The organism is Streptomyces sp. NPDC086519, from assembly GCF_040686075.1.
GTDB classification, from domain to species: domain Bacteria; phylum Actinomycetota; class Actinomycetes; order Streptomycetales; family Streptomycetaceae; genus Streptomyces; species Streptomyces shenzhenensis.
This window is the reverse complement of sequence record NZ_JBFBJL010000039.1, coordinates 22,652-38,980: the sequence shown is the minus strand read 5'-3', so window position 1 is coordinate 38,980 and position 16,329 is coordinate 22,652. Positions and strand designations below refer to the sequence as shown.

General features: G+C 73.7%; 14 protein-coding genes. 2 read left to right on the top strand and 12 right to left on the bottom strand.

Annotation, left to right across the window (positions count from 1 at the left end; translation table 11 throughout):
• Positions 1-14: 14 nt before the first annotated feature.
• Together AB0P24_RS30875 and AB0P24_RS30870 are read left to right on the top strand one after the other, a co-directional pair.
• Entirely contained in the window at positions 15-1,337 is a 1,323-nt protein-coding gene (locus AB0P24_RS30875) for a glycoside hydrolase family 36 protein (protein WP_365799720.1), read from the top strand.
• The gene (locus AB0P24_RS30870; RefSeq protein WP_365799718.1) at positions 1,334-3,343 is read left to right on the top strand and encodes a beta-galactosidase; all 2,010 of its coding nucleotides are present in this window, start codon (positions 1,334-1,336) and stop codon (positions 3,341-3,343) included. The genes AB0P24_RS30875 and AB0P24_RS30870 overlap by 4 nt, the downstream gene beginning before the upstream one ends.
• Here AB0P24_RS30870 and AB0P24_RS30865 read toward each other — a convergent pair.
• The 12 genes from AB0P24_RS30865 to AB0P24_RS30810 all read right to left on the bottom strand — a co-directional run bounded on the left by AB0P24_RS30865 (position 3,337) and on the right by AB0P24_RS30810 (position 16,328).
• Entirely contained in the window at positions 3,337-4,323 is a 987-nt protein-coding gene (locus AB0P24_RS30865) for an aldo/keto reductase (protein WP_365799716.1), read from the bottom strand. The genes AB0P24_RS30870 and AB0P24_RS30865 overlap by 7 nt on opposite strands.
• A gap of 74 nt (positions 4,324-4,397) precedes the next feature.
• The gene (locus AB0P24_RS30860) at positions 4,398-5,066 is read right to left on the bottom strand and encodes an NUDIX domain-containing protein (protein WP_365799714.1); all 669 of its coding nucleotides are present in this window, start codon (positions 5,064-5,066) and stop codon (positions 4,398-4,400) included.
• A gap of 199 nt (positions 5,067-5,265) precedes the next feature.
• A complete protein-coding gene (locus AB0P24_RS30855) occupies positions 5,266-7,083 on the bottom strand; it encodes an ABC transporter ATP-binding protein (RefSeq protein WP_365799712.1) in 1,818 nt (605 codons plus the stop codon).
• Positions 7,084-7,219: 136 nt separating this feature from the next.
• On the bottom strand, positions 7,220-8,227 hold the full coding sequence (locus AB0P24_RS30850; RefSeq protein ID WP_365799710.1) for a sugar kinase: 1,008 nt from the start codon (positions 8,225-8,227) through the stop codon (positions 7,220-7,222).
• Complete coding sequence (locus tag AB0P24_RS30845) at positions 8,224-8,859, bottom strand: bifunctional 4-hydroxy-2-oxoglutarate aldolase/2-dehydro-3-deoxy-phosphogluconate aldolase (RefSeq protein ID WP_365799708.1); 636 nt, start codon at positions 8,857-8,859, stop codon at positions 8,224-8,226. The genes AB0P24_RS30850 and AB0P24_RS30845 overlap by 4 nt, the downstream gene beginning before the upstream one ends.
• 22 nt (positions 8,860-8,881) lie before the next feature.
• A complete protein-coding gene (locus AB0P24_RS30840) occupies positions 8,882-9,706 on the bottom strand; it encodes a hypothetical protein (protein WP_365799706.1) in 825 nt (274 codons plus the stop codon).
• Positions 9,703-10,848, bottom strand: coding sequence for a galactonate dehydratase (gene dgoD / locus AB0P24_RS30835; protein WP_365799704.1), 1,146 nt, complete (start codon positions 10,846-10,848; stop codon positions 9,703-9,705). The genes AB0P24_RS30840 and dgoD overlap by 4 nt, the downstream gene beginning before the upstream one ends.
• Positions 10,845-11,618 (bottom strand): FadR/GntR family transcriptional regulator, encoded by a 774-nt coding sequence (locus tag AB0P24_RS30830; RefSeq protein WP_365799702.1) that lies wholly within the window; start codon positions 11,616-11,618, stop codon positions 10,845-10,847. The genes dgoD and AB0P24_RS30830 overlap by 4 nt, the downstream gene beginning before the upstream one ends.
• A gap of 40 nt (positions 11,619-11,658) precedes the next feature.
• Complete coding sequence (locus AB0P24_RS30825; RefSeq protein WP_365799700.1) at positions 11,659-12,432, bottom strand: SDR family NAD(P)-dependent oxidoreductase; 774 nt, start codon at positions 12,430-12,432, stop codon at positions 11,659-11,661.
• Positions 12,433-12,472: 40 nt separating this feature from the next.
• Positions 12,473-14,536, bottom strand: a complete 2,064-nt coding sequence (locus AB0P24_RS30820) for an alpha-galactosidase (RefSeq protein ID WP_365799698.1) — start codon at positions 14,534-14,536, stop codon at positions 12,473-12,475.
• Complete coding sequence (locus AB0P24_RS30815) at positions 14,533-15,393, bottom strand: carbohydrate ABC transporter permease (protein ID WP_365799696.1); 861 nt, start codon at positions 15,391-15,393, stop codon at positions 14,533-14,535. The genes AB0P24_RS30820 and AB0P24_RS30815 overlap by 4 nt, the downstream gene beginning before the upstream one ends.
• The gene (locus AB0P24_RS30810) at positions 15,393-16,328 is read right to left on the bottom strand and encodes a sugar ABC transporter permease (protein ID WP_365799694.1); all 936 of its coding nucleotides are present in this window, start codon (positions 16,326-16,328) and stop codon (positions 15,393-15,395) included. The genes AB0P24_RS30815 and AB0P24_RS30810 overlap by 1 nt, the downstream gene beginning before the upstream one ends.
• Between the last annotated feature and the right edge of the window lies 1 nt (position 16,329).

The window sequence follows — 16,329 nt, the reverse complement described above, 5'->3', positions numbered from 1 at the left end:
TGAAAGAGAACCTCGTGCACAACCCGTTCACCCCGGTCGCTTCCGTGGCCGTGGACACACGCACCGCCCGTGTCCACGAGGAGGGCTGGCAGTCCTGGTCGCCCAGTGGCGCCTACGCCCTCGGCGCGGCCCCGTACCGCCCGACGAACGACAACTGGGCGACCGTGTGTCACCGCCCCGGCCGACGGGTGCCCGCCGGTGCCTTCCAGGGCGAGGGCCTGCTGGCGCTCGACCCGGGCGACGGCTCCCAGGTCCGGCTCTGGGCGGCGGCCGACCCGCTGCACGAGGTGCCGTCGATCCGGCTGACCGTCGCGGGCGGGGTCGCGGAGGTCGAGGCCGACGGCCCGGTCAAGGAGTGGACCGGCACGGGCATCCAGTCCGTGCTGGCCGACTGGGCCGGCGCCCTGGCCCTGCCGGCGCCCCGCCCGGCGCCGACGGTCTGGTGCTCCTGGTACGAGTACTTCACGGCCGTCACCGAGGACGACATCCACGAGAACCTGCGGGCGATGGACACCCTCGACCTGCCGATCGACGTGGTGCAGATCGACGACGGCTACCAGAGCGCGCTGGGCGACTGGCTGACCCTCTCCGGCCGCTTCCGCTCCCGGCGGGGCATCGCGGACGCCATCCGCGCCCGCGGCCGCCGGGCGGGCATCTGGACGGCGCCGTTCCTGGTCGACCCGGCGAGCGCGCTCGCCGAGACGTACCCGGACTGGCTGGTCCGCGACGCCGACGGCAACCCGCTGCACGCGGGCCGCAACTGGGGTCACGGCCTGTACGTCCTGGACACCACCCACCCGGCCGCCGCGGCCCACCTCACCGACGTCTTCACGACGCTGCGCGCCGAGGGCTACGACTACTTCAAGATCGACTTCCTCTACGCGGGCGCCATGGACGGCGTACGGCACTCCGGCGCGGACGCGCTCACGGCGTACCGGCAGGGCATCGGCCTGATCCGGGAGGCGATCGGCGCGGACTCCTACCTGCTGGGCTGCGGCGCGCCGATCCTGCCCTCCATCGGCCTGTTCGACGCGATGCGGGTCAGCCCGGACACGGCTCCGCACCGCCGGCCCGAGGCCGACGACTTCAGCCAACCCGGCCAGGCCGCGGCCGAGTTCACCGGCGCCGGGCGCCAGTGGCAGCACGGCCGCCTCTGGGTCAACGACCCGGACTGCCTGATGGCCCGCCCGGCCGTGGAGACCCGTGCGCAGTGGGCGGCGCACGTGGCGGCCGTCGGCGGCCTGGTCGCCTCCAGCGACCGGCTGCTCTCCCTCGACCAGTGGGGCGTGGAGACGACCCGCCGCCTTCTCACCGAAGCTACCGGAGTCACCCGATGAACGACCGCACCCTCTCCGTCCCCGGCATCGCCTACGGCGGCGACTACAACCCCGAGCAGTGGCCCGAGGAGGTGTGGGCCGAGGACGTCCGCCTGATGCGCGAGGCGGGCGTGAACATGGTCAGCGTCGGCATCTTCTCGTGGGCGCTGCTGGAGCCGTCCGAGGGCGTCCACGACTTCTCCCGGATGGACCGGATCCTCGACCTGCTGCACGAGAACGGCATCGCCGCCGACCTCGCCACTCCGACGGCCGCCCCGCCGGCCTGGTTCTTCCGCGCCCACCCCGAGGCGCTCCCGGTGGACCACGACGGCCGCACGCTGTCGTACGGCAGCCGCCAGACGTTCTGCCCGAGCAGCCCCGCCTACCGCGCGGCCGCGCTGCGCATCGCGGGCGCGATCGCCGACCGGTACGCGAGCCACCCGGCCGTCAGGATGTGGCACGTCCACAACGAGTACGGCTGCCACAACGCGGCCTGCTACTGCGACACCAGCGCGGAGTCCTTCCGCCGCTGGCTGCGGGCGAAGTACGCCGACGACCTGGCAGCCCTCAACCACGCCTGGGGCACCACCTTCTGGAGCCAGTGGTACTACGACTGGGACGAGATCCTGCCGCCCCGCGCGACCGGCGCCGTACCCAACCCGACGCACCAGCTGGACTGGCGGCGGTTCTGCTCGGACGAACTCCTGTCGCTGTACAAGGCGGAGCGGGACGTCCTGCGGGAGGCGACCCCCGCCATCCCCGCCACCACCAACTTCATGGTGATGCACAACTTCGACGCCCTCGACTACTGGCGGTGGGCACCGGAGCTGGACGTGGTGGCCAACGACCACTACCTGATGTCCGCCGACCCCGAGTCGCAGATCGACATCGCGCTCAGCGGCGATGTGATGCGGTCGCTGGCGGGCGGCCCGTGGCTGCTGATGGAGCACTCGACGGGCGCGGTCAACTGGCAGCCCGTCAACCGGGCGAAGACCGCCGGCGAACTGCGCCGCAACGCGCTCGCGCATGTGGCGCGCGGCGCGGACGGCATCTGCTACTTCCAGTGGCGGGCGGCGAAGGCGGGTGCCGAGCAGTGGCACTCGGCGATGCTGCCGCACGCCGGGACCGACAGCCAGATCTGGCGGGACGTCGTCCGGCTGGGAGCCGATCTGCGGGCACTCGCCGAGGTGCGCGGCAGCACCGGCACGGCCGAGGTGGCCGTCGTCTGGGACTGGGACGCCCGCTGGGCAGTCGAGCTGCCCTCGCAGCCCAGCGAGGAGCTGCGCTACCTGGACGTCGTCCGCGCCTGGTACGAGCCGCTGTGGCGGGCCGGCGTGGCGGTGGACTTCGTCCGCCCGGACGGGGATCTGTCGGCCTACAAGGTGGTGCTGGCCCCGAGCCTGTACCTGGTGGACGACACGGGCGCGGCGAACCTGACGGCCTTCGCGGAGGCCGGCGGCACCCTCGCCATCGGCTTCCACAGCGGCGCGGTGGACGAGAACTGCCATGTGCGGCTGGGTGGTTATCCGGGGGCCTTCCGGGAGCTGCTGGGCGTGTCCACGGACGAGCTGTTCCCGCTGCTGCCGGGCGAGCGCGTGACGCTGAGCGAGGGCGGCCAGGGCTCGCTCTGGTCGGAGCGGGTACGGCCGGCGGGCGCGGAGGCGGTGACGTCGTACGCCGACGGACCGCTGGCCGGAGTACCGGCGGTGACCCGGCACGGGTACGGCGCGGGCACCGCCTGGTACGTGGCGACCCTGCCCGACCCGGACACCCTGGCGGGGCTCCTCGGCCGGATCCGCGCCGAGGCGGGCGTGGCCGCGGGCCGCACCGCCCCGGCGGGCGTGGAGGTCGCCGTGCGGCGCGGTGCGGACGCGGACTACGTGTTCGTGATCGACCACACCGGCAAGGGCGCCGAACTCCCGGTCGCGTCCGGCTCGGTGGAGCTGCTGTCCGGCAAGCCGGCCGACGGCACGGTCACCGTGGCGCCGGGCGAGGTCGCCGTCGTCCGGGAGCCGCGCGGTCAGTGAGCCGCGTCCAGGCGGGCCCGCTGGCCGGGGGTCAGCTCCAGGTCCACGGCGGCGAGGTTCTCCTCCAGCTGGGCCACGGACGACACCCCGGCCAGCGGCACGACCGGCAGCGGCCCGCCCAGCAGCCAGGCCAGCACCACCTGGTTCAGGGTCGCCCCGGTCTCCCGGGCCACCTCGCCGAGCACGGCGAGGCGGGCCGGGGTGCCGGGGTGGGCGTAGTCGGCGGGGAGCGTCCTGCCCGGCTGGGTGTAGGCGCCCTTCAGCAGCGGTGAGTAGGCGACCAGGGTGAGGTCCGGCTCCGCCCGCAGATAGCTGCGCAGTTGGGCGTCGGCGGAGCCGAGGCTGCCGTCCGGGAACAGGTCGTCGGGGATGTCGGTGCGGGGGCGCAGATAGCTGTGCTGGTACTGGAGCACCTCGTAGCCGGGCAGGCCGGCCGCGGCGGCGAGGGCGCGGGCGCGTTCCAGCCGCCAGACGGCGTGGTTGCTGGCCCCGAGCAGGCCGACGGTGCCCTCCGCGACGAGCGCGGCGAACCCCTCGACGGTCTCGCGGAGCGGGACGGCGGGGTCCTCTATGTGGGCGTACAGCAGGTCCAGCCGCTCGACGCCGAGGCGCTCGCGGCTGCGCTCGGCCGACTCCCGGATCACCTTCGCGGACAGGCCCTCGGGGTTGTCGGTGTAGCTGCTGCCGGGGGCGAGGGGGCGGGCGCCGAGCTTGGTGGCGATGACGACCTCGCCGCCGATACCGCGGCTGCGCCGCCAGCGGCCGAGCAGTTCCTCGCTCTGGCCGCCCTGGCCGCCGTCCTCCCAGAAGGCGTAGTTGTCGGACGTGTCGACGAAGTTCCCGCCGGCCTCGACATAGCGGTCGAGGACGGCGAAGGAGGTCTTCTCGTCGGTGCGGGACCCGAACAGCATGGCGCCGAGCGCGAGGACGCTCACCTCGCGGCGGGTCCTCGGGCCGGTGCCGATGGTGCGGTACTTCATGCCGTCTCCTCCGTTCGCGCACCCGGGGGTTCGGGTGCACGGGGGTGAGTCTTCGGCTTGAAGCGCGCTTGAAGTCAAGGGCGTGGTGCGAACGGCCCGTTCAGGGCCGCCCACTGCAGCAGCATGATCGTCTTGGCGTCGGCGATCTCGCCGGTGCGGACCATCTCCAGGGCGCGCCGGAAGGGGAGTTCGAGGATCTCGATGTCCTCGCCCTCCTCGTCCAGGCCGCCCCCCTCGTGAGTGCGGGTGGAGGGACCGTAGGCGGCCGCGTAGAAGGAGATCCGCTCCGTGACGGAACCCGGGCTCATGTAGACGTCGAAGACGTGCTCGACCTCCCCGACGGTGTGGCCGGTCTCCTCGACGACCTCGCGGCGGACCGCGTGTTCCGGGTGCTCGGCCTCGTCGTCCAGGAGGCCGGCCGGCGTCTCGACCAGCATGCCGTCGGGGTGGCCGTTGACGTACGCCGGAAAGCGGAACTGCCGGGTGAGCAGGACGGTTTCGCGGTCCGCGTCGTAGAGGAGGAGGGTGGCGCCGTTGCCCCGGTCGTGGGTCTCGCGTTCCTCGGTGTGCCAGGTGCCGTCGGCGTGCTGGAGGTCGAAGGTGGTGGCCCGCTCGACGTACCAGTGGCTGGACAGGAGTCTCACCTCCCGGACCTTCACGCGCGGGTTGCCGGTCAGGTCCAGGCCGGTGCGGTCCAGGCCGGTGCGGCCCCGGCGGTCGGGGGTGTCGGTCCCGGCGGTCATCGGATGCCGGCCGATCGGGGGGAGGCGTTCGGGTGACTCATGATCACCTGTCTACCACCCGCCCGCGTCCGGCAGGGCAGCGCGCCCCGAAGGGGCGCGGGGCTGTGTCAATGTGCGGCTCCGCCGCGTGGGCGCGACCAGCCACGACGGCGCCGCGGACGACCGACGCCCCACCGCCACCGCCCCTCCAGCGGAGCGCCTAGTGCACTTCGGCCCGCGCCGGCCCCTCGTCGAGGAAGCCGCCCGACTGGTGCTGCCACAGCTTGGCGTAGGCGCCGTCCGCGGCGAGCAGTTCGTGGTGCGTGCCCTGCTCGACGATCCGGCCGCGGTCGAGGACCACGAGCCGGTCCATGGAGGCGACCGTGCTGAGCCTGTGCGCCACCACCAGCGCCGTGCGCCCTTCCATGAGCCGCCACAGCGCCTCCTGGACAAGGAGCTCGCTCTCGGAGTCCAGCGCGCTGGTCGCCTCGTCCAGAAGCAGGATCGGGGCGTCCCGCAGGATCGCCCGGGCCAGGGCGACCCGCTGGCGCTGGCCCCCGGAGAGCTTGACGCCGCGCTCCCCCACCATCGTCTCGAACCCGTCCGGCAGCGCGTCCGCGAACTCCGTGACGTGCGCGGCCTCGGCGGCCAGCCGGATCTCGGCCTCGGTGGCGTCCGGCCGGGCGAAGGCGATGTTCTCCCGCAGGGTGCGGTGGAACATCGCCGGGTCCTGCGGGACGTAGGCGATCTGGCTGCGCAGGTCGGCCTGGCGCAGCCTGCTGATGTCCTGGCCGCCGATCATGATCCGGCCGGCGTCGATGTCGGTCATCCGCAGCAGCAGCCGGGTCAGCGTGGTCTTGCCGCCGCCCGACCGGCCGACGAACCCGAACTTCGACCCGCTGGGCACGTCCAGTTCAAGCCCTTCGAACAGCGGTTTGGCGCCCGCGTGGGTGAAGAAGACCTTCTCGAAGCGGACGTCGGCGGCCCGGGGCGCGAGCGGCTCCGGGGCCGGGGGGTCGATCACGGTCGGCGGTTCGAGGAGCAGTTCGGTGAACTGGGCCGCCTCCGTCATGGAGCTCTCCATGCGCCGGTAGATCTGGTTGAACTCGAACATGATCCGGGTCGCGTTGGTGTAGTAGGTGAAGGCGACCACGACCGCCTCCACGCCGTGCCCGCCGCCCGCCAGCGCCACCGCGAGCAGCAGGCCCACCGCGTTGGTGGCCACGGACATCGGCGCGACGAACGTGTCGATGCGCAGGTTGCCGTAGTCCCAGGAGCGCAGGGTGCGCCGCCGCGACTCGGCGACCCGCGACCGGTGTTCGGCGGCCTCCCGCTCCTCGGCGGCGAACGCCCGGACCGTGTCCATGTTCATCAGGCTGTCGGCGACATGCCCCGACACCCGGGCGATCGCCTCCTCGCGCTGGTCGACCAGCCGCTGCCGGCGGCGGATCAGCGGGAACACGCACACCGCGGTCGTCGCGATCATCGCGAGCAGCGCGACGACGAGCAGCGGCTGGTAGCGCCACAGCACCACCGAGCCGAACGCCAGCGGCACGAAGCTGCCGACGATGTTGAAGGTCAGCGTGTCGCCGAACTCCTCGAAGCGGGTGGCGAAGCTCAGCACCCGCTTGGTGAGGGACCCCGCGAAGTTGTCGTGGAAGAACGCGGCGTCCTTCGCGAACAGTTCGTCCATGCCGGTGACGTACAACTGCTCGATGCCCAGGGCGTCCAGGCGGTTCAGGCAGTGCAGACCGATCCGCCAGAGCGTCTCCGCCACCAGCAGGACACCGGCGAAGCCGAGGACGTACGGCAGTGCGGTGCGCAGGCCCAGGCCGTGGCCGTCGGCGATCCGGCCGACCAGCTTGGCCACGACCAGCGGGGCCAGGTAGTTGATTCCGATGTTGCCGAGTGCCGGCAGCAGCAGCGCGGGCGCCGTGAGCCGCTTGAGCCGGGCCAACTCCCGTCCGTAGTAACGCAGCGCGAGCAGCACCGCGCCCTTGCGCGGTCCCGTAGCAGGTAAATCGACAGAGGATGTCATCTCAACCCTGTGTAGTCGTCGCACGGCATGCCGAGTCGACCGCCGCATGGTCCGCGGCGGCCTCGAATCGGCAGGTCAGGAAAGAGAAGTGTCCCGCGACGCCGGTCGTCGGGTCCACGTGTTTTTTCGTCGGCGACTACGGAGCGAACACACGGTCGACCGAGAGGGGCCGGGCCCGACGCCAGTCCGGGTCCGTGAGTCCGAGGAGCCGGTCCATGTCGGCCCTGCCGGGCAGCGGGCCGTGATCCCCCGTCACCTTGAGCGCGGAGACCGCGGTGAGGTGACCGAGCCGGAGGGCACGGGTCAGCGTCTCGGCACGCAGCAGCCCGGCCAGGAAGCCGGCCGCGAACGCGTCGCCGGCGCCGACCGGTTCCACCACGGCCGTCCGCAGCGCGGGCACCGTGCACACGCCGTTCGCGGTCACGGCGGTCGCGGCCCGGGCGCCGTCCTTGACGACCAGGATCCGCGGGCCGGGCAGCAGGTCCCGCAGGCCGGTGACGGTCAGGTCGCCGCCCCACAGCTCCTGGGCCTCGTCGAGGCCCACGAAGACGATGTCGGCGCGGTCGGCGAGGGCGCGCAGCACCGCCGGCGCGGTGCCGTGGGGCCACAGCGCGGCCCGGTGGTTGACGTCGAAGCTGACGGCGTACGGCCGTTCGGCGGCGGGCGGGTCCAGGGCCCGGGTCACCAGGGCGCGGCAGGACGCGGAGAGGGCGGGGGTGATGCCGGTGAGGTGCAGGAGGGCGGCCGAGCGCAGGGGTTCGCCGTCGAGCAGGCCCGGGCCGAGGGCCGAGGCCGCCGATCCGGTGCGGTAGTAGTGGACGCTCGTGCCGGCGGGGCCCGGGTCCTTGAGGAGAAGGCCGGTGGGGCGGTGCGGGTCGGTGCGCACATGCGTCACGTCGACCCCGGCGGCGGCGACCGCGGCACGCACCCGGCGGCCCAGCGGATCGTCGCCGAGGGCCGAGAGCCAGCGGGCCGGGACGCCGTGGTCGGCGAGGTACATGGCCACGTTGGACTCCGCTCCCGCGACGGACAGCCGCAGGTGCCCGGCGTCCGCCAGCGGCCGCGGCGGGTCGGGGGCGAGGGCGGCCATCGTCTCGCCGAGGCAGACGACCGGTCCCGGGGCCGGACGCCAGGGAGCCGTCATGCGACTCCCTCCTCCGGTACGGCGGCCCGGAACGCGCGGGCCCGGTCGCGCAGGGCGGTGAGGCTGCCGCCGTCCGCCGCGTCGCCGACGAGCGGGGAGCCGACGCCGACGGCAATCGCCCCGGCGGCCAGGTAGGCCCGCGCGGCCGGCACGTCGACGCCGCCGACCGGGACGAACGCCGCGTCGGGGAACGGTCCGCGCAGCGCCTTCAGGTACGCCGCTCCCCCGGCCTCCGCGGCCGGGAAGAGCTTCAGGGCGGCCGCGCCGCGGGCCTGCGCCGCGATCACGTCGGTGGGGGTGAGCACGCCGGCCAGGACCGGCATGCCGAGCTCCCGTGCGGTGTCGGCACCGGCGCCGAGCCCCGGGGTGACCGCGAAGCCGGCGCCCGCGCGGTGGGCGGCGTGCGCGTCGGCGGCGGTCAGCACCGTGCCGGCGCCCAGCGGCCGGCCGGGGCCGAGTTCCTTGCGGGCGCGGGCGATGACGGCGAGGGCGTCCGCGCCGCTGAGCGACACCTCGATCAGTTCGATGCCCTCCTCGACGAGGGTCAGCACGGTGCGCAGGGCGGCGTCCGGGTCGCCGCCGCGCACGATGGCGAGCAGGCGGCGGCAGGCGAGGGCGGCTCGCAGGTCCACGAGCGGGCTCCTTCCTTGGATCTCAGGGGCAGCGGCAGTCGGCGGTCACGGTGAGCAGCCAGCGGACCTCGCCCGAGGCGGGGACCCGGGCGGCGTCGTCCGGGCCCGCGTCGGCGAGGTCGAAGACGCGGCCGAGCATCGGCTCGACACCCGTACTGCGACAGGGGCGGCCGGCGGGGAAGCCGCCGAGGTTGCGCCACAGGGCGACGGCGAGGGGCTGCCCCTCCGCCTCGACGGCCAGGGCGAGCCGGTCGGCGCCGTCGTGCACGCAGCACCGGCCGCCGTCCACCACGGCCCCGACGGCCGTACCGTCATCCGGTCCGAACCGGTCGAGCCGCAGCCCCAGGGGCGCGGGCCAGGTACCGGCCACCCAGGGGGCGCCGTCCGGCCAGGGACGGTCCAGCAGGGGCGCCGCCTCCGGGAACAGCCGGGTGGGCGCCCCCTGACGGGCCCGCAGGACGGCCTCCTCGGAGAGGTCCAGCAGCGCGTGGGCGGCCCAGAGGAAGCGGAAGCCGGGGTCGGCCGTGAGCACATAGGCGGCCTCGACGCCGTCGGCCGTACCGCGCAGCGTGCGCGTCAGGGTGAAGCGGTCGCAGCGGACGGTCTCCCCGTCACCGTCCGCGTCCCGCGTCCAGGGCCGGGACCAGGCGTCCCCGTGGTCGGGGGTGCCGCGGACGGTGGGGACGCACTCCTCCACTCCCCCGGCGTCCACGAACGCGTCGCCCGGTGCCACGCGGTGGCGTCCTGGGCTCTCGCGCCGCCACAGCCATTCGCGGCCGCCGTGCCGCAGCGAGGTCCAGCGGCCGCCGTGCGCCAGGTCGGTCACCACGTCGAGCGGCACGGTCACCACTCCGCGAAGGAGCCGTCGGCGTGCCGCCACACCGGGTTGCGCCACCGGTGTCCCGCGCGGTCGGCCGCGCGGACGGCCGCCTCGTCGAGGGTGATGCCGAGACCGGGGGCGTCACCGCGGTGCGCGTGCCCGGCCACGAAGCGGAAGGGCTCGGGGTCGACGAGGTAGGAGAGGAGGTCGGCGTCCCTGTCGTAGTGGATGCCGCGGCTCTGCTCCTGGATGAGGAAGTTGGGTGTGGCGAAGGCGACCTGGAGGCTGGCGGCGAGCGCGATGGGGCCGAGCGGACAGTGCGGGGCGAGCTGGGCGCCGTAGGTCTCGGCGAGCGAGGCGATGCGGTGCACCTCGGAGATGCCGCCGGCGTGCGAGAGGTCCGGCTGGGCGACCGCGATGCCGGCGGCGAGGACCGGCAGGAACTCGGCGCGCGAGTACAGGCGTTCGCCGGTGGCGAGCGGCACCGGGCTCGTGGTGACCAGGCCGGGCAGCAGGTGGCCCTGTTCGGGGACGACCGGCTCCTCCACGAACAGCGGGTGCAGCGGGGCGAGTTCGGCGAGCACGCGGCGGGCGCCGGCGGCGGTGAACCGGCCGTGGAAGTCGACGGCGACGTCACGGTCCGGGCCGAGGGCGTCCCGGGCGGCGCTCACCCGGGCGACCACGGCGGCCGTCTCCGCCACCGTGGCCAACGGCGAGGTGGCCCCGGCGGCGTTCATCTTCACCGCGGTGAAGCCCGCCTCGACCTGGGCCGCTATCTGCTCGGTCAGCCGGCCGGGTTCGTCGCCGCCGACCCAGGCGTAGACCCGCACCCGGTCGCGCACCGGACCGCCCAGCAGGGCGTGCACGGGCGCGCCGTAGGTCTTGCCGGCGATGTCCCACAGGGCCTGGTCGAGGCCCGCGACGGCGCTCGACAGCACCGGGCCGCCCCGGTAGAAGCCGCCCTTGGTGAGCACCTGCCAGTGGTCCTGGATGCGCAACGGGTCCTGGCCCAGGAGGTATTCGGCGAGTACGTCGACGGCCGAGCGGACGACCTCGGCGCGCCCCTCGACGACGGGCTCGCCCCAGCCGACCACGCCGTCGTCGGTCTCGACGCGGCAGAACAGCCAGCGCGGCGGGACGAGGAAGGTCTCTATCCGGTCGATCTTCACTGGCCGCCGCTGCCTTTCGTGTCGTCGGGCCCTGCCGCGTCGTCGGACTGCGTCCCGTCTTCGGGGCCGTCGAGCCGTGCCAGGTCGCGGCCGGCCTGGTCGAGCAGGGCCCGCATGGCGGTCTCGGCCGCCTGCGGGTCGCGGTCGCGTACGGCGTCCAGGACGGCGCGGTGGGCGGGGACGGGGTCCTCGCTGTGCGGGGAGCTGTGCACGATGCGGTCCCGGTGGGCCAGCCCCGACTCGATCACCATCTCCATGCGTTCGAGCAGTTCGTTGTGGGTGGCGGTGAGCAGGGCGCGGTGGAAGGCGAGGTCGGCGTCGACGGCGTGGCCGGGGTCCGCCTCGTGCCGCCCCATCGCCGCCACGGCCGTCTCCAGGGACAGCAGGTCGGCCTCGGTGCGGCGTTCGGCGGCGAGCCGGACGGCCGCCGGCTCGATGATGGCGCGGACCTCGGCGAGGTTGCGCAGCAGCGACGATTCCGTGCCGCTGGTGCGGCCGCCCTCGAACTGCCAGCGCAGCACGTCGGCGTCGAGCAGGTTCCAGTCCGCGCGGGATCGCACGAAGGTGCCGCGTTTCTGCCGGGCGTCGACCATGCCCTTGGCGGCGAGCACCTTGAGGGACTCGCGCAGGGCGGTGAGGCTGACGTCGAGTTCGCTCTGCAGCGCCACCAGGTCGAGCGTGGCCCCTTCCGGGATCTCACCGCCCAGGATGCGGCGCGCCAGCGCCTCCACGGTCTGGCCGTGCACACCGCGGCGGGCGTAGGGCGTCATGTCGTACAGCCTTTCTGTTCAACGGCCGGTTCGGCGGGGCTCATGCGGAAGCCTTCACGACGCTCCAGCCGCCGTCCACGACGAGACTGGACCCGGTGATGTAGGAGGCCTCGTCGGCGCAGAGGAACGCGATCGCGGCGGCCACCTCCTCGGGCGTGCCGAAGCGGCGGGCGGCGGTCTGGGCGACACTGCGTTCGCGTTCCCCGGGCGGCACCCGGTCCCAGGCCCCGGTCAGTATGGGCCCGGGAAGCACCGAGTTGACGCGCACCTCGGGCCCGTACTCGACGGCCAGTTGTCCGCACAGGGAGAGCAGGCCGCCCTTGGCCGCGGCGTAGGCGGGGTGGCCGGGGATACCGGCGTGGGCGTGCACCGACGAGGTGAGGACCACCGCGCCGCGGCGGGCGCGCAGGTCGGGCAGGACCGCTCTGACGCCGAGGAAGCCGCCGGTGAGGTTGACGGCGAGCTGCCGCTGCCAGGACGGCAGGGTCAGCTGGTGGGCCGGTACGACCTCGACCGTGTAGGCGTTGCCGACGAGCACGTCGACCGGGCCGAAGGCGTGCGCGGCGGTCACGATCCGCGCCCAGTCGTCCTCGGCGGCGACGTCCGCGTGCACGTACCCGGCCCGGCCGCCGTCCTTCTCGATTCCGTCCGCCACGGCCTGGCCGCGCTCGTCCGCGATGTCGGCGAGCACGACGGCGGCGCCCTCCGCGGCGAGGCGGGCGGCGGTGGCGGCTCCGATGCCGGAGGCGGCGCCGGTCACCACGGCGGTACGGCCGGTGAAGCGGGCACCGTACCGGCGTACGGACTGGTCCATCGGGCTCCTTAGAGGGTGAGCTGCTGGAAACATATGCGTCCTACAGGCGGCTCAGCACCACCAGGTCGGCATCGTGCCCGGCACTCCACGCGAACGGCAGCCCGTGGTGGCGCAGATGGGATCCGCTGTACGACGCTCCGGTCGCCGTGTCCCGGTAGCGTGCCGCCGGGTCCAGGCCGCGCAGCCGGAGCCGGTCGGGGCGGCCTGGCAGCAGCGGTGCCCCGTCGAGGCGGCCGGTGGAGAGCGCGGCGACGACGGTACGGTCGCCGGCGTCGAACTGCACGCCGCAGGTGGGGTCGTCCGGGGTACCGAGCAGCCGGGCCTCCCCGTGGTGGACGACGTCCCGCACCTCCTTGTAGCGGGCGATCCACCGGGCGGCCTCGGATCGCTGCTCCGGGGTCCAGGCGCGCAGGTCGGCGCCGATCCCGAGGACTCCGCACATGGCGTTGACGAAGCGGAAGGCGAGGCTGCGCGGGCGCGGGTCGAAGACGCCGGGGGCGTCGGTGACCCAGGAGCTCATGACGTGGGGCGCGTGGGCGTGCAGGAAGCCGTACTGGATGCGCAGCCGGTCCAGGGGCGCGGTGTTGTCGCTGGGCCAGACGACGTCGGTGCGGGCGAGGGTGGCGTGCTCGACCCGTCCGCCGCCGCCGGCGCAGCCCTCGACGGTGACGTCGGGGTGGGCGGCGCGCAGGTGGTCGAGGACCCGCAGGTATCCGGCGACGTGCTCCGCGTCCAGGTCGGCCTGGTCGGCGGGACCGGCGCCGGGGCGGCCGCGTTCGGTGGGTGGGCGGTTCATGTCCCACTTCAGATAGCCGACGGCGTAGGTGCCGAGCAGCCGGTCGAGGGTGGCGATGACGAAGTCCTGGACGTCGCTCCGGCCGAGGTCGAGCAGCAACTGGTTGCGGACGAGACGGGCCGGGCGGCCGTCGACGCGGTAGACCCACTCGGGGTGTTCGGTGTGCGGCCGGCTGCCGGGGCTGACCGCCTCCGGTTCCACCCACAGGCCGAAGTCCAGGCCGAGGCCGCGGACGTCGGCGACGAACCGGTCGAAGCCCTGCGGGAACGCCTGCGGGTCGGGGTACCAGTCGCCCAGTCCCCCGGTGTCGTCACCGCGGCCGGTGAACCAGCCGTCGTCCACGACGAACAGTTCGGCCCCGATGTCCGCGGCCGCCTTCGCCAGCTCCAGCTGACCGGCCGCGTCGACGTCGAAGCCGGTGGCCTCCCAGGAGTTGTAGAGCACCTTGCGGGGGCGGTGCAGCCGGTCGCCGGCCAGGCGGCGCTCGTAGCGGTGCCAGACCCGGGACAGACCGTCGAGTCCGTCCGCGCTGAAGGCGCAGGCGAGGCGGGGCGCCTTGAGGGTCTCCCCGGGGGCCATGCGTACGGCGCCCTCGTGCGGGACCCGTCCGGCCCGGACCCGGACGGCCCCGCCCGGCTCGGCTTCCGCCGTGATGTGCCAGTTGCCCGCCCATTCGAGGGCGACACCGTACGCGGCCTCCCCGTCCTGCACGGCGAGCCAGGGCGCGTACGCGTGCCCTGCCACACCCTGCAGGCTGCCGATGCTGAACGTGCCCCTGGCGAGATCGAGCCGGGTGTGCTGGAACTCCTGGGACCACTGCCCGGCGAGGCAGGTCAGCCGGGCCGCGCCCCTGGCGGGGACGGTGACGGCTGCCGAGTCGAGCCGCTCCAGGCGGAGTTCGGCCGTGGCGGTGAACTCGGCCCAGCGCAGGATGACGTCGGTGCCGGGGACACTCTCGTAGCACAGGACCGTCCGCAGGCCGATCACCTCGTCCGTGAAGGCGAGCCGAAGAGCCCCCTCGGACTCCGTGGCGCCGTCGAACTCCCACCACACGCCCCGCTCCCCGCCAAGAGTCGACACCACCAGTTCGGATCCGGTGAACGGCCGCAGCCCGTACGGCAGATACTCGGCCGGAGCCGCGTCGGCGGGCGTGATGAAGTGGGTGCGGTGGGACCAGTCCAGGGCGGACGGCCCGTCCTCGACGCCGAGCGGGCCCCAGGCGTCGAGCTCGGCCCAGGGGCCGTCCGGGGAGAGACGGACGGTGTAGCTGGTGTTCTCCGTCCGCAAGGTCCAGCGCGGGTGGGTCACTTGACCGCTCCCACGTTGAGGCCGGCCACGAAGTGCCGCTGGAAGCGCAGGAACACGGCGACCGTGGGCGCGGCGGCGATCACGGACCCGGCCGCGATCACGTTCCACATCGACACGTACTGGCCCTGGAGTCCGATGAGGGCGGCGGTGATCGGCATCTTGCTGTCGCTGCGCAGCACGGTGATCGCCCAGAGCAGGTCGTTGAAGATCCAGGTGAAGGAGAGCGCGCTGAGGGCGGCCAGGGCGGGGCGGGTCAGCGGCAGGATGATCCGCCGGAAGATCTGCCAGGGCCCGGCGCCGTCCACGACCGCCGCCTGCTGGATCTCCACCGGGATCGACCGCATGAACCCGTGCAGGACGAAGACGTAGAAGCCGACGCCGAAGCCGATCTGCACACCGATGAGCGCGGGCAGCGTGTCGTAGACGCCCATCACTTCGCTGAGCTTGGACACCGGGATGAGCAGGATCTGCGGCGGGAGCAGGTTGCCGCCGAGCATGAGCAGCAGCAGGAAGCGCCGGAAGGGCAGTTCGTAGCGGCTGAGGGCGAACGCGGCCATGGCGGCGAGGGCGAGGGTCACCAGGACGCAGGGGATGGTGACGAGCAGGCTGTTGACCAGGGCCTGCTGCTGGCCGCCGTCGGTCCAGGCCTGGCCGAAGTTGGACAGGGTGAAGGAGTGCGGCCGGCTGCCCAGGCCGTGGGCGGCGATGTCGTCGAAGGAGCGCAGGCTGGTCACCAGGACCAGGGCGATGGGCAGCAGCCACAGGACGGACAGGGCGCCGGCACCGAGGTGGAATCCGGCGGTGGCCGCTCTTCTGCGGCGCACTGCCGCCGAGTTGGCCGTGGCGTCGGCGGGCATCAGTCGGCCTCCCGGAAGGCGCGCACGAGGTAGGAGGCGATGACCCCGAAGGCGAGGACGAAGATGACGACGGCCAGGGCGGAGCCGTAGCCGAGTCGCAGGGACTGGAAAGCGGTCGAGTACATGTAGGTGCTCAGCAACTCGGACGAGTGGTAGGGGCCGCCGCGGGTGAGCGACCAGACGACGTCGAAGGAGCGCAGCGAGTCGATGACGATGACCGACAGAACGACCGCGTTGACACTGCGCAGTCGGGGCAGCGTGACATGCCGGAAGCGCTGGAGCGCGCTCGCGCCGTCGACCTTGGCGGCCTCGTGGAGCGCGGGGTCGATGCCCTTCAGACCGGCGAGGTACAGGACCATGACGTAGCCGATCTGGCGCCACAGCGCGGGCACGATCACCGCGTACAGGGCGGTGTCCTGGTCGGCGAGCCAGGCGTGCTGGAGGCTGCCGAGGCCGACGGCGTCCAGCAGGCGGTTCAGGACGCCGTCGGGCTGGTAGATCGCCTGCCAGACCAGGGCGGTGGCGACCAGCGAGAAGACGACCGGCAGGAACAGGACGGCCCGGTAGAAGCCGACCCCGCGCCGCTCCTGCTGGAGCAGCAGCGCGGCGGCGAGCCCCAGTACGGCGGACAGGCCGCCGAAGAGGACCAGCCACAGCACGGTGTGGCCGGCGGCGCTGCGGAAGACGTCGTCGTGGGCCATCTCCCGGAAGTTGTCCAGGCCGACGAACTGCGGCGGGGAGACGCCGTCCCACTTGGTCAGGGCGAGCCAGAAGCCCTGGAGGGCGGGCCAGAACACCCACAGGGCCTCGGCGAGCAGCGGCACCAGGACGAAGGCGAGGACCAGCGGCGGGGTGCGCCGGGGGCCCCGGGCCCGCCTGCCGCTGGTGGGCGGGCGGGCCGGGGACCTCCTTTCGGGCGCGGTCAGGACGGCCATG

Coding starts and splice junctions, on each gene's coding strand:
- AB0P24_RS30870 (WP_365799718.1), top strand. CDS start 1,334: ATGAACGACCGCACCCTCTCCGTCCCCGGCATCGCCTACGGCGGCGAC.
- AB0P24_RS30865 (WP_365799716.1), bottom strand. CDS start 4,323: ATGAAGTACCGCACCATCGGCACCGGCCCGAGGACCCGCCGCGAGGTG.
- AB0P24_RS30860 (WP_365799714.1), bottom strand. CDS start 5,066: ATGACCGCCGGGACCGACACCCCCGACCGCCGGGGCCGCACCGGCCTG.
- AB0P24_RS30855 (WP_365799712.1), bottom strand. CDS start 7,083: ATGACATCCTCTGTCGATTTACCTGCTACGGGACCGCGCAAGGGCGCG.
- AB0P24_RS30850 (WP_365799710.1), bottom strand. CDS start 8,227: ATGACGGCTCCCTGGCGTCCGGCCCCGGGACCGGTCGTCTGCCTCGGC.
- AB0P24_RS30830 (WP_365799702.1), bottom strand. CDS start 11,618: ATGACGCCCTACGCCCGCCGCGGTGTGCACGGCCAGACCGTGGAGGCG.
- AB0P24_RS30825 (WP_365799700.1), bottom strand. CDS start 12,432: ATGGACCAGTCCGTACGCCGGTACGGTGCCCGCTTCACCGGCCGTACC.
- AB0P24_RS30815 (WP_365799696.1), bottom strand. CDS start 15,393: ATGCCCGCCGACGCCACGGCCAACTCGGCGGCAGTGCGCCGCAGAAGA.
- AB0P24_RS30810 (WP_365799694.1), bottom strand. CDS start 16,328: ATGGCCGTCCTGACCGCGCCCGAAAGGAGGTCCCCGGCCCGCCCGCCC.